Here is a 15128-nt window from a genome sequence, read left to right as displayed (position 1 = left end):
TCTCACACATTTGAAGTAATAATATTAAAGAGAATTATGCCGAAAAAATTAAATGTATTTTGGACTAATTAAAGCATACTTTATCAAAATGCTGCTGTTATATCGTGTTTCATTCATGATTCAATGATCATCTATTATTGTTATAAGCCATATAAAAAAAGCCCTTTCGGGCTTTTTTTACTGCTTTCATTATTCTTCATCTGCATCAGCAAACTCAACACGACTACCACGTGTTGGTTCTAGTTTTTCAAACGTATGCTCCAGATTACGTTTCAGTTTATCGATCGCACCATGAATCGATAGATCCACATTTTTCGCTTTATGGCTCACTGCAATTGGTTTTAAGCCTGATGGACGTACTTCAATCATACAACGGATATCGTCGTCGCCACCTTTGTCGCCGTTTTCATCACTCAAATGAACCGAGAAGTGAGTAATACGTTCTGAATGACGTTGAAATTCTCTAGAAAGTTCTGCACGAACATAATCAATTAAACGTTCACTACTTTGGATGTGTTTATCTGTGCGGATTTCAATATTCATAATCCCATCCTCTTTATATCTGTATTTCTATATAACAATCTATGCAAAACTTAGTTGGCACGTTTCGAGCATGCTTTAATTTGGTGCTGTTGTACATCTGCATTGTGTAATGGGTTGTTATCTCCTTTTATCCATTTGTGAGATGTTGTTTTTGGGTTTTTGAAGATCTTCTATATCTTCAATATCAGTCTATACTCAAAAATATGCAAGCTGATTTTTTAGTTTTTTCTTCATTTTGATCAAAAAGGATGCATGATTGTGACCAGTTCGTACTTAAGAGGACAAGACCTCATCGAGCAACTTAAAAATTCCCCATATTCTCGGGACTTAATTGGTTATCATGGTCAACCACCACATGCACAATGGCCCAATAAAGCCAAAATTGCAGTGCAATTCGTCCTGAATTATGAAGAAGGCGGTGAAAACCATATAGAACATGGTGATGCTGGCTCTGAGCAGTTCTTATCTGACATTATTGGTGCAGCAAGTTATCCAGGCAGACATATGTCGATGGATTCGATGTACGAATATGGTGCACGTGCAGGTTTCTGGCGGATTCATCAAGAGTTTCAAAAGCGCGGGCTACCCATGACCATTTTTGGTGTGGGGATGGCCTTGGCACGTCACCCGCACATTGTAGAGGCAATCAAGAATAGCCCATACGATGTGGTCTCTCATGGACAACGCTGGATTCATTATCAAGATATGGATCTGGAGACCGAACGCATGTATATGGATCAAGCACTTTCTGTTCTTGAAGCATTATTTGGTGAAACTCCTATAGGCTGGTATACAGGCCGAGATAGTCCAAACACGCGCCAGCTCTTGGCCGAGTTTCCACAAATCAAATACGACTGCGATTATTACGGCGATGATTTGCCATTCTGGACGACATTGAATCAGGAAGATGGTACCACACGCCCACACCTCATCATTCCCTATACACTCGAATCAAATGATATGAAATTTTGTTCTCCTGGTGGCTTTAACAGCGGCGAGCAATTTTTTCAATATCTGAAAGATGCCTTTGATGTGCTGTATGCCGAAGGTGAGACTGCACCAAAAATGTTGTCGATTGGCATGCATTGCCGCATTCTGGGACGTCCTGGTCGTTTCAAGGCTTTACAGCGTTTTCTGGACTACGTGCAGTCACATGATCGTGTCTGGATTTGTCGTCGTAATGATATTGCAGAGCACTGGTATGCCCATCATCCTTATCAGGCACCTTGATTGATTGAATTTCCAGACTTAAACCTACCTCATAAACAAATAGATATCTTCATTATTTGGCTTTGAAGATATCTATTCCCTCTGGCATTGTTATTGCTCCATAATCACTAAATATTCTTTTTGCATATGGAAGAAAATAGTGCGTTTTTCTGATTTTAATGATGCTCCTTCAGATGATGCAAATGCAGTGCTGAGTGCATGTGTACATATTCCTTCATGGATTAACACGCTATGCCAACAACGGCCTTATCCATCACGCGAGGTCCTATTTGACTCGGCCAAGCAACAGACTCAAAACTGGTCTTGGAACGATATTCATGCTGCTCTAGCAACCCATCCACGAATTGGGGAAAAGAAAGCGAAACAACAACTGACTGAACGTGAAGAAAAATTTTCGGATTCTGAACAATCAGGTGTTAAACAGGATCAATATACACAGCAAGCCTTACTTGAAGGCAATATGGCCTATGAGCAAAAATTTGGTTTTATTTTTTTAATCAAAGCCGCAGGTTTAAGCAGTGATGATATGCTAAACGCGCTTCAGCAACGTTTAAATCACGACCTCGAAACAGAAAAAAATATTGTCCATCAACAACTTGCCGCAATTGCATTATTGAGACTTTCTCAGGGGATTGAGCCATGATCAGCACTCATATTTTAGATACACACTTAGGCAAACCTGCGACTCAGGTCGATGTACGCCTTTACAATGCCAAAACACGTGACTTGATTGGTCAAGGGGTAACAGATCAGGATGGGCGTATTAAAAATTTTGGACGTGAAGACTTAGAAGCAGGTGCTTATTTGCTTGAATATGATGTTGCGCCGTACTTTTCACAAAAGCAGCTCAAAACCTTTTTTCCTCAGGTGCTTATTCAATTTGCCATTGAGAATCCTGCCGAACACTATCATGTACCATTATTAATTAGTCCATTTGCGTATTCCACCTATCGTGGAAGTTAATTCTATACAGGGCTCTTGATCCTGATAATGATGAAGCCGAGATCACAATTTGGTCGTGCATTTCGGCTTTTTTATGCCTGTCTTATCATTTATTTCATAAACGCCAGAGTTTTACCTTTCGATCAAATTCTGCTTTTCTTTTGCTTCTAGCAGGTTATGATAAACCCGCTTTTATTGGGGTAAATTTAATGGAATTAAAACAACTGGCTTGTGCCACTTTGATCATGTCGAGTAGTTCATGTTTGTATGCTCAACCGATCTGGCAAGATTTTAGTATCACTGGGTTATATGGAGAAGATTACGCCGTTGTTGATAACCAACAAACGACAATTACACTAGAATATGCAGCCAAAGTCCCTTATGCAGATGTGTTCTTTTTTATGGATCGTATGCGCGGTGGCGATGATCACAAAAGTACCTATTTTGAGTTATCACCACGCTTCAGCTTAGGTGAAATGACAGGGCATTCTTTTGCTTATGGCCCCATTAAAGATGTGTTGATCTCAACGACTTGGGAAAGCAATAACGACGATTTTAGTAATTTTGACAATTTTCTCTATGGTTTTGCTGTAGATTTAAATATTCCATATTTCAAATATGCGGCATTGAATTTTTATCGTGCCAATAACGAAAGAACCAAAGATGATTATCAAATGACTTTTGTCTATGGACTTCCATTTACTGTCAAATCAGAAGAGTTTCTGGTAGATGGCTTTCTTGATTGGTCTACGGCAGAAGGTGACCATGCCAGTGAAATGAACTGGACAACACAATATAAATGGAATGTTGGCAAACATATCTCTCCTAAGACACGTCTCTATCTCGGTATTGAGCATTCAATCTGGAATAATAAATTCGGGCTAGAAGGGCGAGATGAGCGTAATGTCAGCGCACTCATCAAATACCATTTCTAAACTGATCAGAATCAAGGTCTGGATTGACCTTGATTTTTTTAATCAACTATTAATCGAGCGGGTTGCCTACAATATTACTGATAATGCCGTTCATGATATGCAAGCCTTTCTCCTGACGTAATTCGGCATACCATGCTGTAGTCACGGCTTCATCCTTCATATGGGTCACATCACAACGCTTTCTGGCACGCAAAACCAGTTCATTGGCACGTTGATTGCGCTTTTCCTGATAACGTCTGAGTGCATCCTCCACACTGAGTGTATTGATCTGTAAAGAACGTGCCAGATAGATGGCATCTTCCATGGCCTGACAGCCACCCTGACCAATATCTGGTGTTGTGCTATGTGCTGCATCGCCCACCAACACCACGCGACCTTTATAGAACTGGGCAAAAGGCTCAATATCGCAAATTTCGACTCGATTGGTTTTTTGAGGATCAAGACGCTCAATCAAGGTCTGTACTTGCGGGCACCAACCCTTAAAATAAGATTGCAGTGTTTCTTTATATTTACATTTATCATTTTCCAGACCTGCTTCCAAAGGCACATCCAGAAAGAAATAAAAACGATTATCTGCTACAGGCATAAGCGAAGCACGTTTGCCTTCACCTACATAAGTGGTCCATTGATCGGCAGGCGCCAAATCTGAAGAAATATCAACCAGACCATTCCAGTTGACGTAACCCGCATAGCGACGCTCAACTTTCTCACCCAGCACATAAGTACGGGTAATCGAATGTGTACCATCTGCTCCAACCAGTACATCAGCCAGAATTGAACTGCCATCTGCAAATTCAATTTCAACCTGATCATCCTTTTGTTGCAGTGCCACCATACGTTTACCCAAATGAATATCTTCACGACCAAACTCATCCATTAACATATTTTGCAATTCGGCACGTGACACAGGATAAGGACGCTGCCCGACTTCCTCAATTAAGGGCTGAAGACTAAATTCAGTCATTACATCGCCAGTCAAACCATCAACATAAGCGAGGTTGTCCATCTGACCGCCGAGTTTGGCAATTTGTTCATTCAATCCAAGATAGTTCAAGCATTTAACACCATTGGACCACAATGAAATTGCAGCACCAACAGGAAGAATTTGTTCAGCTTGTTCAAAAATTGTAACTTGATGACCAAATTTTTTTAAGGCAATTCCTGTGGTTAAGCCGCCCATACCTGCACCAATAATGACCACATTCATGTCTTACTCCTTATTTTTACTACAATTTTATAATTAATTAAGCTAAATCCATGCCACGTGTAGGGAAATTGACAGGATTATTGGAATTGGCATATACCCTGCATAACAAAGCACGATGATGATGCATTCTTACTGCATTTTGAGTTAAAAAGACACATCAACTCACATCAAGTTGTAATTTATTAATTATCTTTAACGGAAATATACAATGGCAACGCTTCTCGCACCAGCATTTGAACTCCCAACAAGCTTACATTCGCTAACCAATCTGGCAGATTCCAGAATTGGTGCTCAAATTGTTGAATGTTCAGATGATTTTTTTGCAGAAGCAAAACGGATGCTGCAATTTGAGGCACCTATTTTTGTCGAAGACAAATTTGATGACCATGGGAAATGGATGGATGGATGGGAAACCCGTCGTAAACGCCATGCAGGTTACGATTGGTGCATTGTGAAGTTAGGTGTTGCAGGCAAGATTAAAGCTGTAGATATCGATACCACTTTTTTCACAGGTAACTATCCCGCTTCTGCATCATTAGAGGGCTGCTATGCACCAAATGGGAACACTCAAGAAGCTTTATGGCAACCATTATTGGGCAACTCAATTCTGGGACCAAGTCAACATCATGTTTTTGATGTTCAAAATGATGCCATTTTTACTCATATTCGCCTTAACATTTTTCCTGATGGTGGTGTGGCACGTTTACGTATCTATGGTGATGTACAAATTCAGATCACAGATACAGATCAAACCCTTGATCTATTGGCACTACAAAATGGTGGACGTGTAATCGCTTATAGTGATGCACACTTTGGCCATCCTCGTAACCTGATTAACCCTGGACGTGGTGTGAATATGGGAGACGGCTGGGAAACCAAACGTCGCCGTGCGCCAGGCTTCGACTGGTGTTTATTGGCACTTGGACAAGCAGGCAAGATTGAAAAGATCGAGATTGATACTGCACACTTCAAGGGTAATTACCCAGCGCAAGTGTCGATTCAGGCAATTTATATTGAAGATGCCACGGATCCACAGTTGATTCCACAAAGTATGTTCTGGCCATTTTTGTTAGAGGCGCAAGATATGCAGATGGATCATATTCACAGCTATCTAAATGAAGTTCTGGCTCATGAAAAAGTTTCACATATCCGCGTCAATATGATTCCCGATGGTGGTATTAGCCGTGTTCGTTTATGGGGCAAAGTGGTTTAACACCGAGATTATATTATGCCAGATCGAATCATTCATATTCAGCCACTTACCGTTGAAAACTTTCAGCCTTTTGGGGAAGTGATTAGCTGTACTGGCCATTCTTTCTTTCATATTAATGATGCCCATACCGAACGCTATCATGCTCTTGTTGAGACTGAAATTCACGGTGAAGCCAAAGCTGGCATTAGTATTTTCCGTAATATTAAAGTCACAACGCTACCACTCAAAATCAGTATGTTAGAACGACATCCTGCTGGTTCTCAGGCGTTCATTCCAATGCAAGGTCAGAAATTTCTGATTGTAGTGGCATTAAATTCGAATGAGCACGCCGATCAGCCTGATCTTGAGCAAATTCATGCCTTTATTTCAGATGGATCACAAGGGGTGAATTATCGTGCAGGTACATGGCATCATCCACTACTGACCCTTGAGGCACCGAGTGATTTTGCCGTCATTGATCGCATCGGCACTGGTCATAATTGTGATGTATTTCAGTTTGGTGATGATATGCTAATTCAGCCTTAATTTAAGAAGTAATTAGATTGGCTCCTACAAGGGGCCTTTCTTTTTCTTTTCAAATAGGTCATGTAGAATGATATTTAATCACTATATTTTCAATTCAAAACGATAATGAACTCATCTCTTATTAAATTTGCTTTTTTCAGTTTAGGTCTGTGCTTAAGCACAAGCAGTTTTGCCGATCAAAGCTTTACACAAGAATTAAAACAGGGTTGTGCCAAGATTAAAAAATACTCGCAACTTGGAAAAAAATATTACGACCAACAAGATTACGCCAAAGCGATCGATCAGTTTGAATTACAGGCGTCATGGACACATTTTTGTATATTAAATCAAGATGAAAGCGGTTCTAAATTGACTGCACGCGATATGGATCTCGCCAATAATAACGTCGGACTGAGCTATGCCAAAAATGGGCAGCCGCTTTGGGCACGGGCATGGTTTTTACGTGATGGCACGACAGATACCAGTCGTTTTAATCTTAAACAGTTGCCTCCACCTGCTGTCTCTAGCAACCTTGAAGGCACCTACGTAAGACCGAATGGTTTTGGACAATGGAATTATCTCTTTGTCACTAAAAAAGCCAAAACGTATCAAATCGATTTTGAAGGCTATTATTTTGGTTTGCGTGGTCTGATTTATGGCCCCAATATGGGTAACTTCACGATTCAAATGCCATTAAGCAAAAAACAGGCAATCTATCGTTATCAAGACTGTAAGATTGACCTTCAATTTAATGCAGATACGAAAATTGGTCAGTCAATCACAGTCAAACAAAGTGATAGCGATTCTGGTTGTGGCTTTGGTCATAATGTGTTTGCCGATGGAATTTACCAAAAGGTAGAGACAAATCCAAGCAATACGGATACTCAAAAGGTACACTAACCTCATATCACGATAATGCATTTAAACGCTGATATCGGCCAAATTGCCTTTTTGTTCTAGCCAATGCTTACGGTCGGCAGAGCGTTTCTTGGCCAGTAGCTTGTCAAGTAACCCTGCGGTCATATGTGCATCATCCAGATCGAGCTGAACCAGTCTGCGAGTATCTGGGTCCATAGTGGTTTCACGCAGCTGGCTGGCGTTCATTTCACCCAGACCTTTAAATCGGGTAATTTGCGGATTTTTAGTTTTTAGCTTGCTCAGGATTGCATCGAGTTCTTCATCATCCAAGGCATAAAACACATCCTTGCCAGCATCGATTCGAAACAAAGGCGGCATGGCCACATACAAATGCCCTTCTTCGACCAAAGCAGGAAAATGCTTCACAAACAAAGCGCACAGCAAAGTGGCAATATGCAAACCGTCCGAGTCCGCATCGGCCAAAATACAGATCTTGCCATAGCGTAATTCAGATAAATCATCACTACCTGGGTCGACCCCAATTGCAATCGCAATATCATGGACTTCCTGTGATGCCAGCACTTCATCTGAAGACACTTCCCAAGTATTTAGAATTTTGCCGCGAATCGGCATGATCGCCTGAAAGTTTTTATCGCGTGCCTGTTTGGCGCTACCACCTGCCGAATCTCCTTCGACAATAAACAGCTCCGATTCTTCACGGGTTTGCCCGACACAATCGGCAAGCTTTCCAGGTAAGGCTGGCCCAGACACAATCTTTTTACGTTCAACTTTTTTTGCTGCTTTAAGGCGGCGCCCTGCTTTAGAAATGGCCATTTCAGCCAATTGCATTGCTATTTCTGAGTTTTGGTTGAGCCACAATGCAAAAGCATCTTTGGCAATATTCAACACAACGCCAGAGGCTTCACGACTCGACAAGCGCTCTTTGGTCTGCCCTGAAAACTGGGGTTCCTGAAATTTAAGCGACAAAATAAAATTGACACCATCCCAAACATCTTCTGCAGAAAGTTTAAGATTACGGGGTAATAAATTGCGTAATTCACAAAACTCACGCAACGCCTCTGTGACCCCAGAGCGTAAACCATTGACATGCGTACCGCCTTGCGCAGTGGGGATCAGATTGACGTAACTTTCTTGAATCTGCTCGCCACCTTCGACATTCCAGCAAATAGCAAATTCACAACTGGCACGTTCGACCTGCCCACTGCTTAAAAATGCAGGATTTGGCAGAATGTCACGATCTTCCAACTCATCCATTAAATAATCGACAAGACCATTTTCAAACTGCCATTCAATGGTTTCGTTATTAATTTCATCGACATAGATAATTTGTAAGCCTGCAGCCAATACTGCTTTGGCTTTTAAGTTATGTTTGAGTGCTTTGAGTGCAAATTTAGGACTATCAAAATATTTGGCTTCTGGCCAGAAATGTACTGTCGTGCCACTGGCGCGCTTGGGTGCTTTACCCGCTAAGACTTCAAGTGGTGCAACAGGTTCACCGTGTTCAAACGCCATCTTGTAAAGATTGCCCTGACGTTGTACCTCGACTTCAACACGAGAAGACAATGCGTTTACAACTGAAATTCCGACCCCATGCAGACCACCAGAAAACTGGTAATTGTCGGTACTAAATTTACCGCCTGCATGTAATTTAGTCAGGATAATCTCGATACCACTTTGACCATATTCTGGATGAATATCCACAGGCATCCCACGGCCATTGTCTTCTACCGCAAGCGAACCATCCTGATAAACCGTGACCCGAATTTTATTGGCATGTCCCGCCAGTGCTTCATCGACAGCATTATCAATCACTTCCTGCGCCAAGTGGTTCGGACGAGTGGTATCGGTATACATTCCAGGACGACGGCGAACTGGATCTAAACCTGACAGGACTTCAAGCGATTGAGCCGTATATTGTGACACGTTGTGGGACTTCCTTTATTTTAGCGAATAAGTTAAAAATGCCAGTATGAGCGGCAGCTTGTTTTCGAAATCTTCCATGGCATGGTTACCATGTGCATCTGTAAAAATCAAGGATGGATGCGCTGGCTGACTATAATAGCGTTCTGCTTCCCGATAATCCAAAACTTCGTCACCTTGTTGTAACAACACGAGTATTTTGTCAGCAGCTTGCACCACAGGTACCGCGATTTTTTCCATTTCGGTGAGTTGCTGTTCATCCAGTGTCCATGTTTCACAAACGGTATACGGTAATGTCTGATCTGAAAAAAGCTGACGAAATAGCTGCCATGGTCGCATAGCAGGATTAATTAAAACAGCAGGAATCTGGTATTTTGCGACAAGTTGGGTCGCATAAAAGCCGCCTAAGCTACTTCCGATCAATGCAACCTGATCCATGCTTTGAATCATATTTTCAATTTTTTTTATTACCTCATGAGGAGGTAAATTGAGATCAGGTAAATGAACCTGAATGTAAGGAAAAGCCTGACAATAATGCTTTAATTGCTGCCCCTTAATCGATAAGGAACTGCTTCTAAATCCATGTAAATAAATCAGGTTCATCATTGGCAGCCACGTCTACGAATCCTGAAGAGGATATTCATTTATAGGAATTTTGTTGCGTTCATGAATTGTTAGACAAAAAACCACAATCAACGCGCCATTCGTCAGTATTTTAAAACAATAATTGAATGAAGCGCATAAGATAAATGCATAAACTGTTTTATAGCCTGAAGCATATGAAAAATAAAGTATCAGGCACTGTTGCACGGGAAAACAACCATGACTAGTTTAACCCCACTCCATGAAACCTATTGTAAATGGGACAGAACTCCACCGAGTCAGGCAGATGTACTTGAGGGCCTCGCTCAACTTGTAAGTACGAGCCTTTGGGGCGTGCATGATATCGTTCAAATCATTCAACATGAAATTTTAAAAAACACACTCGGGATGAGCGAACAGCAGTCTAATCGTTTGCTTCGGATTCCTCAGATACAAAGCTTTTATAATTTTTCTTATGGCATGCTACAACGCTATGGCCGCATGTTTATTGCACCAAGCTTGCGTCGTATTATTGAAAAATTTCCCAATTTACACGACAAACCACTGACGCCTACACTGCACTTTTTAGTGGGTGCACTCAATGGCGTATTAGGCGATTATTTACTCAAATATCAAAATCCCTTGGCCCTACCCATGGTGCTGTATGACCATTATGGCGCTTTACAGCAAGGTGACTTAGCAGGTCGCGTTGTGATTTTTGTGCATGGCTTGTGCATGAATCATACCGATTGGTCTCGACAAAATTTTGGCGGAATTGGCGAGCGCCTACTGGCACAGCGTGATAACAATTTTATGTTATACCTCAGCTACAATACAGGACGTCGTATTTCAGCCAATGGCCGTAGCTTGTCCAATATGCTTGAAGATCTAATCAATCGTAATCCTGGCATCACCAGTATCGATCTGATTGGTCACAGTATGGGGGGACTGGTCTCTCGTAGTGCGCTGTTTTACGGCAAACAGAATATGTATCACTGGATACAAATGGTCGATAATCTGGTGTGTATCGGCTCTCCGCACCACGGGGCCGTACTAGAGCGATTCGGTTTTTCGTTACAAGAACGTTTGGGTCGCTTTCCGTTTGTCAAACTGATTGGTCATCTGGTGAATATTCGCAGTAACGGTATTCTGGATTTACGACATGGCAGTGTCCGTGACGATGATTGGGAACACTTAGAAGCTCGGATTGGCTTAATGGATGACAACCGTAAACCCGCCCCCCTCCCGACACATATCAATACCTTTTTGATTGCAGGAACAGTAGAGTTTAAAAATGTAAAGAATAAGGCGCTTTCGATTATTGGGGATTATTTGGTGAGTGTAAAAAGTGCTTTGGGAGAGCATCCAAATCCACGTTTCCAGCTCAAGTTACCCGATTCACATAAAGCCGTATTTCATGGACTCAATCATTTTGAAATTCAATATCATTCCAGTGTTTCTGAACAAATCACACGCTGGTTTTATCCTGAACATGATGATTATGCAAATTCTGGTGTACAGACACATATGATCAATATGCCAGATCAAGCTGAGCCTCAACTACATGGAATTGTAGAGACTTAAAACGAAAAATAATTTTCATTGAATAATGAAAATCGAATTTTCTCAAACTAAAAAAATCCCGAATGATTGAGCATCATTCGGGATTTTTTTATTGATCAATCCATTATTTTTTCTTGGTCACGATCACTGGATAACGTCTTAACAACTGCCACACACATACCAACAGAATCAGACTAAAATAAGCCAACGACCATACAGGTAATGACTGCCCCAAAAATGTCCAATGGATTGCAGCACACTCTCCTGAACCCTGCAAAACTTGCTGTAATACCGTTTTAAGCGGTAGTGCATCCAGCAAATAATTTAAACCAGGCCCACAGCTCGGTACTTGATCTGGTGGTAAGGTTTGCAACCAGACATGACGTATTGCTACGCCAACAGACCATAAAATACCCAGCGTCGCCAAAAACGCATAGACGCGTTTAAACGCATTCGATACAGGGTTATGTAAAAATGCGATCAGTGCCACAATGCCCATTGCCATCAGTCCGACACGCTGGAAGATACATAATGGACAAGGCTCCAGACCTTTAAAATGTTCTAGATATAACGCAAAGGTCATACCCACAATACTGGCCAGAACCAATAAACCACTTACGAAGCGATAACTCCATTGCATGGTGATTCCTCATTCTTTATCGAAATTGAGCAAGATAATCTTCAAAACTCACCGAAGACTCTTGTTCGAGTTGATACTGTTGTTGTAAAGACTGCTGTGCAAGCTGCTTAAAATAAGCCAGTTTTTCAGCACTTAAAGGATACTGCGTATAAGTCTGCGCATGCTGCTCTGCCAGTACACTACCAAAACTCCATGTACCGCCGTGTTTGAGTGTGTCCTGTACTACTTGTGCAGACAACGCGGATTTACTCTGATCAATTCGTTGCTGCATCTCATCCAGTGCATCTTGATAGAGCGTGGTCTGGTAATATTGATCCAGTAAGTTTGCACACTCCTGCATGGCCAACACATGTTGTTTTGCCCATTCCTGAACGGAGATAAAACCCTGAGCTGTTTCAATCTGGGCGTCGACAGCACGTCCGCGATTGACGACTTCAGTCTGATTACGCTCAATCCGATCCTGCTCATCTGTTTCTAAAGCTGGGCTTTCTGTGAGTAAGCAATACAAGGCCAAGGCCTCTAAAAAACCAGCCGTAGTTTCATCAATTCCAATCGGACTATAGGGGTTAACATCGACAGCACGTAACTCAACGTAACCTACACCCCGATTTTTAAGCGCGTCTGAGGGTGTTTCTCCAGGCTGAGGCACTTGTTTTGGACGGACTAGACTATAATATTCATTTTCAATTTGTAAAATATGATCATTGATCTGAATCGGTTGGCCTTGTTCATCGTTTAAACCCAAGTCGCTAAATGGCGCGTAAGACGTTTTAACCGCATTTTGTAAACCTTCAAGGTAACCATGCAAATCATTGTAATGAATGCCAAGTTTTTTCTGGGCAGAGTTCTGATATCCCAAACGCCCCATACGTAAAGCAGTTGCATCAGGCAGGTACATGGTTCCCTTGATCAGAGGCTGCAAATTATGTTCACGTCCTGTTAGGAAGCATCGACATACCGATGGACTCGCCCCGACCAAAAAAATCACCAAAGGCGTTAGACGAATAAAATTACGAATCAGACCAAAATAACGATGACTGCGATAATCTTGCAGGCTTAGTTGTTTAAGCGTGTCATCAGACTCGTGTTGTTGTAATAATTCAAATAAGGCATCAGGAAAAGAAAGATTATAATGTACACCTGAAATCGTCTGCATTCTGCGTCCATAACGGACACCCAAACCACGGCGATAGAGCGTTTTAAAACGTCCGATATTAGATGTGCCATAGTATGCCAAAGGAATTTGCTCTTCCTCATCATCCAGCATACACGGCATTGACAATGGCCAAAGTTTCTCATCTTGATCGAGATGGCGCTGGACCACAGCATGAATCTCTGTGAGTTCCGCCAGAACTTCAGTAATCGTTTCTTTAGGCGGTGTGATGAACTCCATCAAGGCTTCTGAATAGTCTGTGGTAATACGCGAGTGGGTTAACGCTGAACCCAATCCCGCAGGATGAGGCTTCTGTGAAAGAAAACCATTGCCTTGCATACGCAAGCTTTCACGCTCGATGCCACGCAGCATACCTTGTAAATGTGACGAATCCACCCAAGTTTGCACTACAGATTGAGAGGTCGGGTTGGGTTGACTCATGGAAGATGCTCGCAAATGATAGAACTACTACATAAAATCATGATGTTATTAGTATAACTTGAATTGTGATTAACATAGCAGCACCAAAACTGATTTTGATGAAATTGAATATTTTCATTTTGGCACTTTTTTATCACAAAGTTGATGTATAAGACACGCAAGTTTTGTGATTTTATTGAATAATAAATACTAAAGAGTTGTAATTTCATGAATTATCAAGACGTACTTGATTTCTGGTTTGCGCCTGATCATACCAATTTTTGGTTTGCCAAAGACTCGCTTTTTGATGATGAGATTCGTACTCAGTTTTCAACTGTTCATCAGCAGGCAACACAAGCTGAACTATGGTCATGGCGCCAAACGGTTGAAGGACGTTTAGCGGAAATTATTGTTTTGGATCAATTCTCCCGTAATTTGTATCGTGATCAGGCACAGGCCTTTGCTCAAGACAGTATGGCCCTGGCGTTGGCGCAAGAAGCAATCACGCAACAACTCGATGCACAGTTAAGTCCTGAACAGCGCTCTTTTCTTTATATGCCTTTTATGCACAGCGAATCAAAGCTAATTCACGAGTTTGCATTAAAATTGTTTCAAAAACTGGGAAATGAAATTAATTTAAGCTTTGAGAAAAAACATAAAGTTATTATTGATCAGTTTGGACGTTATCCACACCGTAATGCAATTTTAGGTCGTCAATCGACGCCTGAAGAACTTGAATTTTTAACACAGCCGAATAGTCATTTCTAATCGAAATCAACTATTCGACCCCTGCTCCTTCAGGAGTTTGCTATGAAATCTCTTTCAGCTACTATTCTCATTGCTGCAACACTGGCATTTACAGGCTGTGCCAGCCTACCGCAAAAACCCCGAACCTTTGACCAGCTTGGTCAGTTTGCCAGTTATCCCCTAAATGCCCAAAGTTTCAGGATCAGTTTCAAAGCAGCCCCTAATATGAGTTATGGCGTTGCTGAAGAAATAACCTTACTTAAAGCGGCACAAACCACGGTTCAAAATGGTTTTCGTTATTTCAAAGTGCTTAATGACCCAAGTAATTTAAGTCAGAAACCACCACGTCAGGCGGTGGTCTATTCATCACCAAACTTTTATTATCCATATGGTTATCATCGTCGTAATCCAGCCTTTTGGCCCGATCCATTCTATGATACCCCCCAAGTGGTCAATATCGATCCTGTAGAAGTGTCGTATACTATTTCTTGTTTTAAAAACCAGCAAACTGCACCATCTGATGCATTTGATGCCACCTTGATTTTACGCTCACTGGGGCATAAATATGGTCTTGGGCCCAATGGCGAGGTGTTAATACCCCAGCCGCCTGCCCATAAAGCAGCAAATAGCAAAAATACCAGTTAACACGG

General features: G+C 41.7%; 16 protein-coding genes. 10 read left to right on the top strand and 6 right to left on the bottom strand.

The genetic code is table 11. The features are described 5' to 3' along the window. Positions 1-189 precede the first annotated feature (189 nt). Entirely contained in the window at positions 190-543 is a 354-nt protein-coding gene (locus tag F952_RS04785) for an HPF/RaiA family ribosome-associated protein (protein WP_004923285.1), read from the bottom strand. Between the two features lie 258 nt (positions 544-801). Here F952_RS04785 and puuE point away from each other — a divergent pair, with 258 nt between their 5' ends. The 4 genes from puuE to F952_RS04765 all read left to right on the top strand — a co-directional run bounded on the left by puuE (position 802) and on the right by F952_RS04765 (position 3650). Beyond that, positions 802-1773, top strand: a complete 972-nt coding sequence (gene puuE / locus F952_RS04780) for an allantoinase PuuE (protein WP_004923283.1) — start codon at positions 802-804, stop codon at positions 1771-1773. 139 nt (positions 1774-1912) lie between these two features. After that, positions 1913-2416, top strand: coding sequence for a 2-oxo-4-hydroxy-4-carboxy-5-ureidoimidazoline decarboxylase (uraD, locus tag F952_RS04775; protein ID WP_004923280.1), 504 nt, complete (start codon positions 1913-1915; stop codon positions 2414-2416). Continuing rightward, positions 2413-2736: a hydroxyisourate hydrolase gene (uraH, locus tag F952_RS04770; protein ID WP_004923279.1), complete on the top strand. Its 324-nt coding sequence runs from the start codon at positions 2413-2415 to the stop codon at positions 2734-2736. Before uraD ends, uraH begins: the two co-directional genes overlap by 4 nt. A 188-nt stretch (positions 2737-2924) precedes the next feature. Further along, positions 2925-3650 carry an outer membrane protein OmpK gene (locus F952_RS04765; protein WP_004923277.1) on the top strand — a complete coding sequence of 242 codons (726 nt, stop codon included), beginning with the start codon at positions 2925-2927 and terminating at the stop codon, positions 3648-3650. A 49-nt stretch (positions 3651-3699) separates the two neighbouring features. Here the strand turns inward: F952_RS04765 and hpxO are convergent, their stop codons facing one another. Further along, positions 3700-4857, bottom strand: coding sequence for an FAD-dependent urate hydroxylase HpxO (gene hpxO, locus F952_RS04760; protein ID WP_004923273.1), 1158 nt, complete (start codon positions 4855-4857; stop codon positions 3700-3702). A gap of 208 nt (positions 4858-5065) precedes the next feature. On the opposite strand from hpxO, the gene alc reads away from it, so the two are divergent. The 3 genes from alc to F952_RS04745 all read left to right on the top strand — a co-directional run bounded on the left by alc (position 5066) and on the right by F952_RS04745 (position 7474). Continuing rightward, the gene (gene alc, locus F952_RS04755; protein WP_004923271.1) at positions 5066-6070 is read left to right on the top strand and encodes an allantoicase; all 1005 of its coding nucleotides are present in this window, start codon (positions 5066-5068) and stop codon (positions 6068-6070) included. Positions 6071-6085: 15 nt separating this feature from the next. Continuing rightward, entirely contained in the window at positions 6086-6595 is a 510-nt protein-coding gene (locus tag F952_RS04750; protein WP_004923268.1) for an ureidoglycolate lyase, read from the top strand. Between the two features lie 105 nt (positions 6596-6700). Next, entirely contained in the window at positions 6701-7474 is a 774-nt protein-coding gene (locus tag F952_RS04745) for a hypothetical protein (RefSeq protein ID WP_004923265.1), read from the top strand. A gap of 21 nt (positions 7475-7495) precedes the next feature. Here the strand turns inward: F952_RS04745 and parE are convergent, their stop codons facing one another. Next, positions 7496-9376 carry a DNA topoisomerase IV subunit B gene (parE, locus tag F952_RS04740; RefSeq protein ID WP_004923263.1) on the bottom strand — a complete coding sequence of 627 codons (1881 nt, stop codon included), beginning with the start codon at positions 9374-9376 and terminating at the stop codon, positions 7496-7498. Positions 9377-9391: 15 nt separating this feature from the next. Then, positions 9392-9976, bottom strand: a complete 585-nt coding sequence (locus tag F952_RS04735) for a YqiA/YcfP family alpha/beta fold hydrolase (protein WP_026056908.1) — start codon at positions 9974-9976, stop codon at positions 9392-9394. Positions 9977-10195: 219 nt separating this feature from the next. Between F952_RS04735 and F952_RS04730 the strand changes: the two genes are divergently transcribed. Further along, complete coding sequence (locus F952_RS04730; RefSeq protein ID WP_004923257.1) at positions 10196-11539, top strand: GPI inositol-deacylase; 1344 nt, start codon at positions 10196-10198, stop codon at positions 11537-11539. 103 nt (positions 11540-11642) lie between these two features. Here the strand turns inward: F952_RS04730 and F952_RS04725 are convergent, their stop codons facing one another. Continuing rightward, positions 11643-12158 carry a disulfide bond formation protein B gene (locus tag F952_RS04725; RefSeq protein WP_004923253.1) on the bottom strand — a complete coding sequence of 172 codons (516 nt, stop codon included), beginning with the start codon at positions 12156-12158 and terminating at the stop codon, positions 11643-11645. A gap of 16 nt (positions 12159-12174) precedes the next feature. Beyond that, positions 12175-13752: a glutamate--cysteine ligase gene (gene gshA / locus F952_RS04720; protein WP_004923251.1), complete on the bottom strand. Its 1578-nt coding sequence runs from the start codon at positions 13750-13752 to the stop codon at positions 12175-12177. A 207-nt stretch (positions 13753-13959) separates the two neighbouring features. On the opposite strand from gshA, the gene F952_RS04715 reads away from it, so the two are divergent. Next, positions 13960-14499, top strand: a complete 540-nt coding sequence (locus F952_RS04715; protein WP_004923248.1) for a DUF924 family protein — start codon at positions 13960-13962, stop codon at positions 14497-14499. A 42-nt stretch (positions 14500-14541) separates the two neighbouring features. Continuing rightward, positions 14542-15123: a CC0125/CC1285 family lipoprotein gene (locus F952_RS04710; protein ID WP_004923245.1), complete on the top strand. Its 582-nt coding sequence runs from the start codon at positions 14542-14544 to the stop codon at positions 15121-15123. Positions 15124-15128 lie beyond the last annotated feature (5 nt).

Origin of the sequence: Acinetobacter baylyi DSM 14961 = CIP 107474, from assembly GCF_000368685.1 — a bacterium.
GTDB lineage: Bacteria > Pseudomonadota > Gammaproteobacteria > Pseudomonadales > Moraxellaceae > Acinetobacter > Acinetobacter baylyi.
This window is presented reverse-complemented; position numbering and strand designations above follow the sequence as displayed.

What these genes read in the sequence shown, in the direction of transcription:
- F952_RS04785 (WP_004923285.1), bottom strand. Translation starts at nt 543, where the DNA reads ATGAATATTGAAATCCGCACAGATAAACACATCCAAAGTAGTGAACGT.
- uraH (WP_004923279.1), top strand. Translation starts at nt 2,413, where the DNA reads ATGATCAGCACTCATATTTTAGATACACACTTAGGCAAACCTGCGACT.
- F952_RS04765 (WP_004923277.1), top strand. Translation starts at nt 2,925, where the DNA reads ATGGAATTAAAACAACTGGCTTGTGCCACTTTGATCATGTCGAGTAGT.
- hpxO (WP_004923273.1), bottom strand. Translation starts at nt 4,857, where the DNA reads ATGAATGTGGTCATTATTGGTGCAGGTATGGGCGGCTTAACCACAGGA.
- alc (WP_004923271.1), top strand. Translation starts at nt 5,066, where the DNA reads ATGGCAACGCTTCTCGCACCAGCATTTGAACTCCCAACAAGCTTACAT.
- F952_RS04750 (WP_004923268.1), top strand. Translation starts at nt 6,086, where the DNA reads ATGCCAGATCGAATCATTCATATTCAGCCACTTACCGTTGAAAACTTT.
- F952_RS04745 (WP_004923265.1), top strand. Translation starts at nt 6,701, where the DNA reads ATGAACTCATCTCTTATTAAATTTGCTTTTTTCAGTTTAGGTCTGTGC.
- F952_RS04735 (WP_026056908.1), bottom strand. Translation starts at nt 9,976, where the DNA reads ATGAACCTGATTTATTTACATGGATTTAGAAGCAGTTCCTTATCGATT.
- F952_RS04730 (WP_004923257.1), top strand. Translation starts at nt 10,196, where the DNA reads ATGACTAGTTTAACCCCACTCCATGAAACCTATTGTAAATGGGACAGA.
- F952_RS04725 (WP_004923253.1), bottom strand. Translation starts at nt 12,158, where the DNA reads ATGCAATGGAGTTATCGCTTCGTAAGTGGTTTATTGGTTCTGGCCAGT.
- gshA (WP_004923251.1), bottom strand. Translation starts at nt 13,752, where the DNA reads ATGAGTCAACCCAACCCGACCTCTCAATCTGTAGTGCAAACTTGGGTG.
- F952_RS04715 (WP_004923248.1), top strand. Translation starts at nt 13,960, where the DNA reads ATGAATTATCAAGACGTACTTGATTTCTGGTTTGCGCCTGATCATACC.
- F952_RS04710 (WP_004923245.1), top strand. Translation starts at nt 14,542, where the DNA reads ATGAAATCTCTTTCAGCTACTATTCTCATTGCTGCAACACTGGCATTT.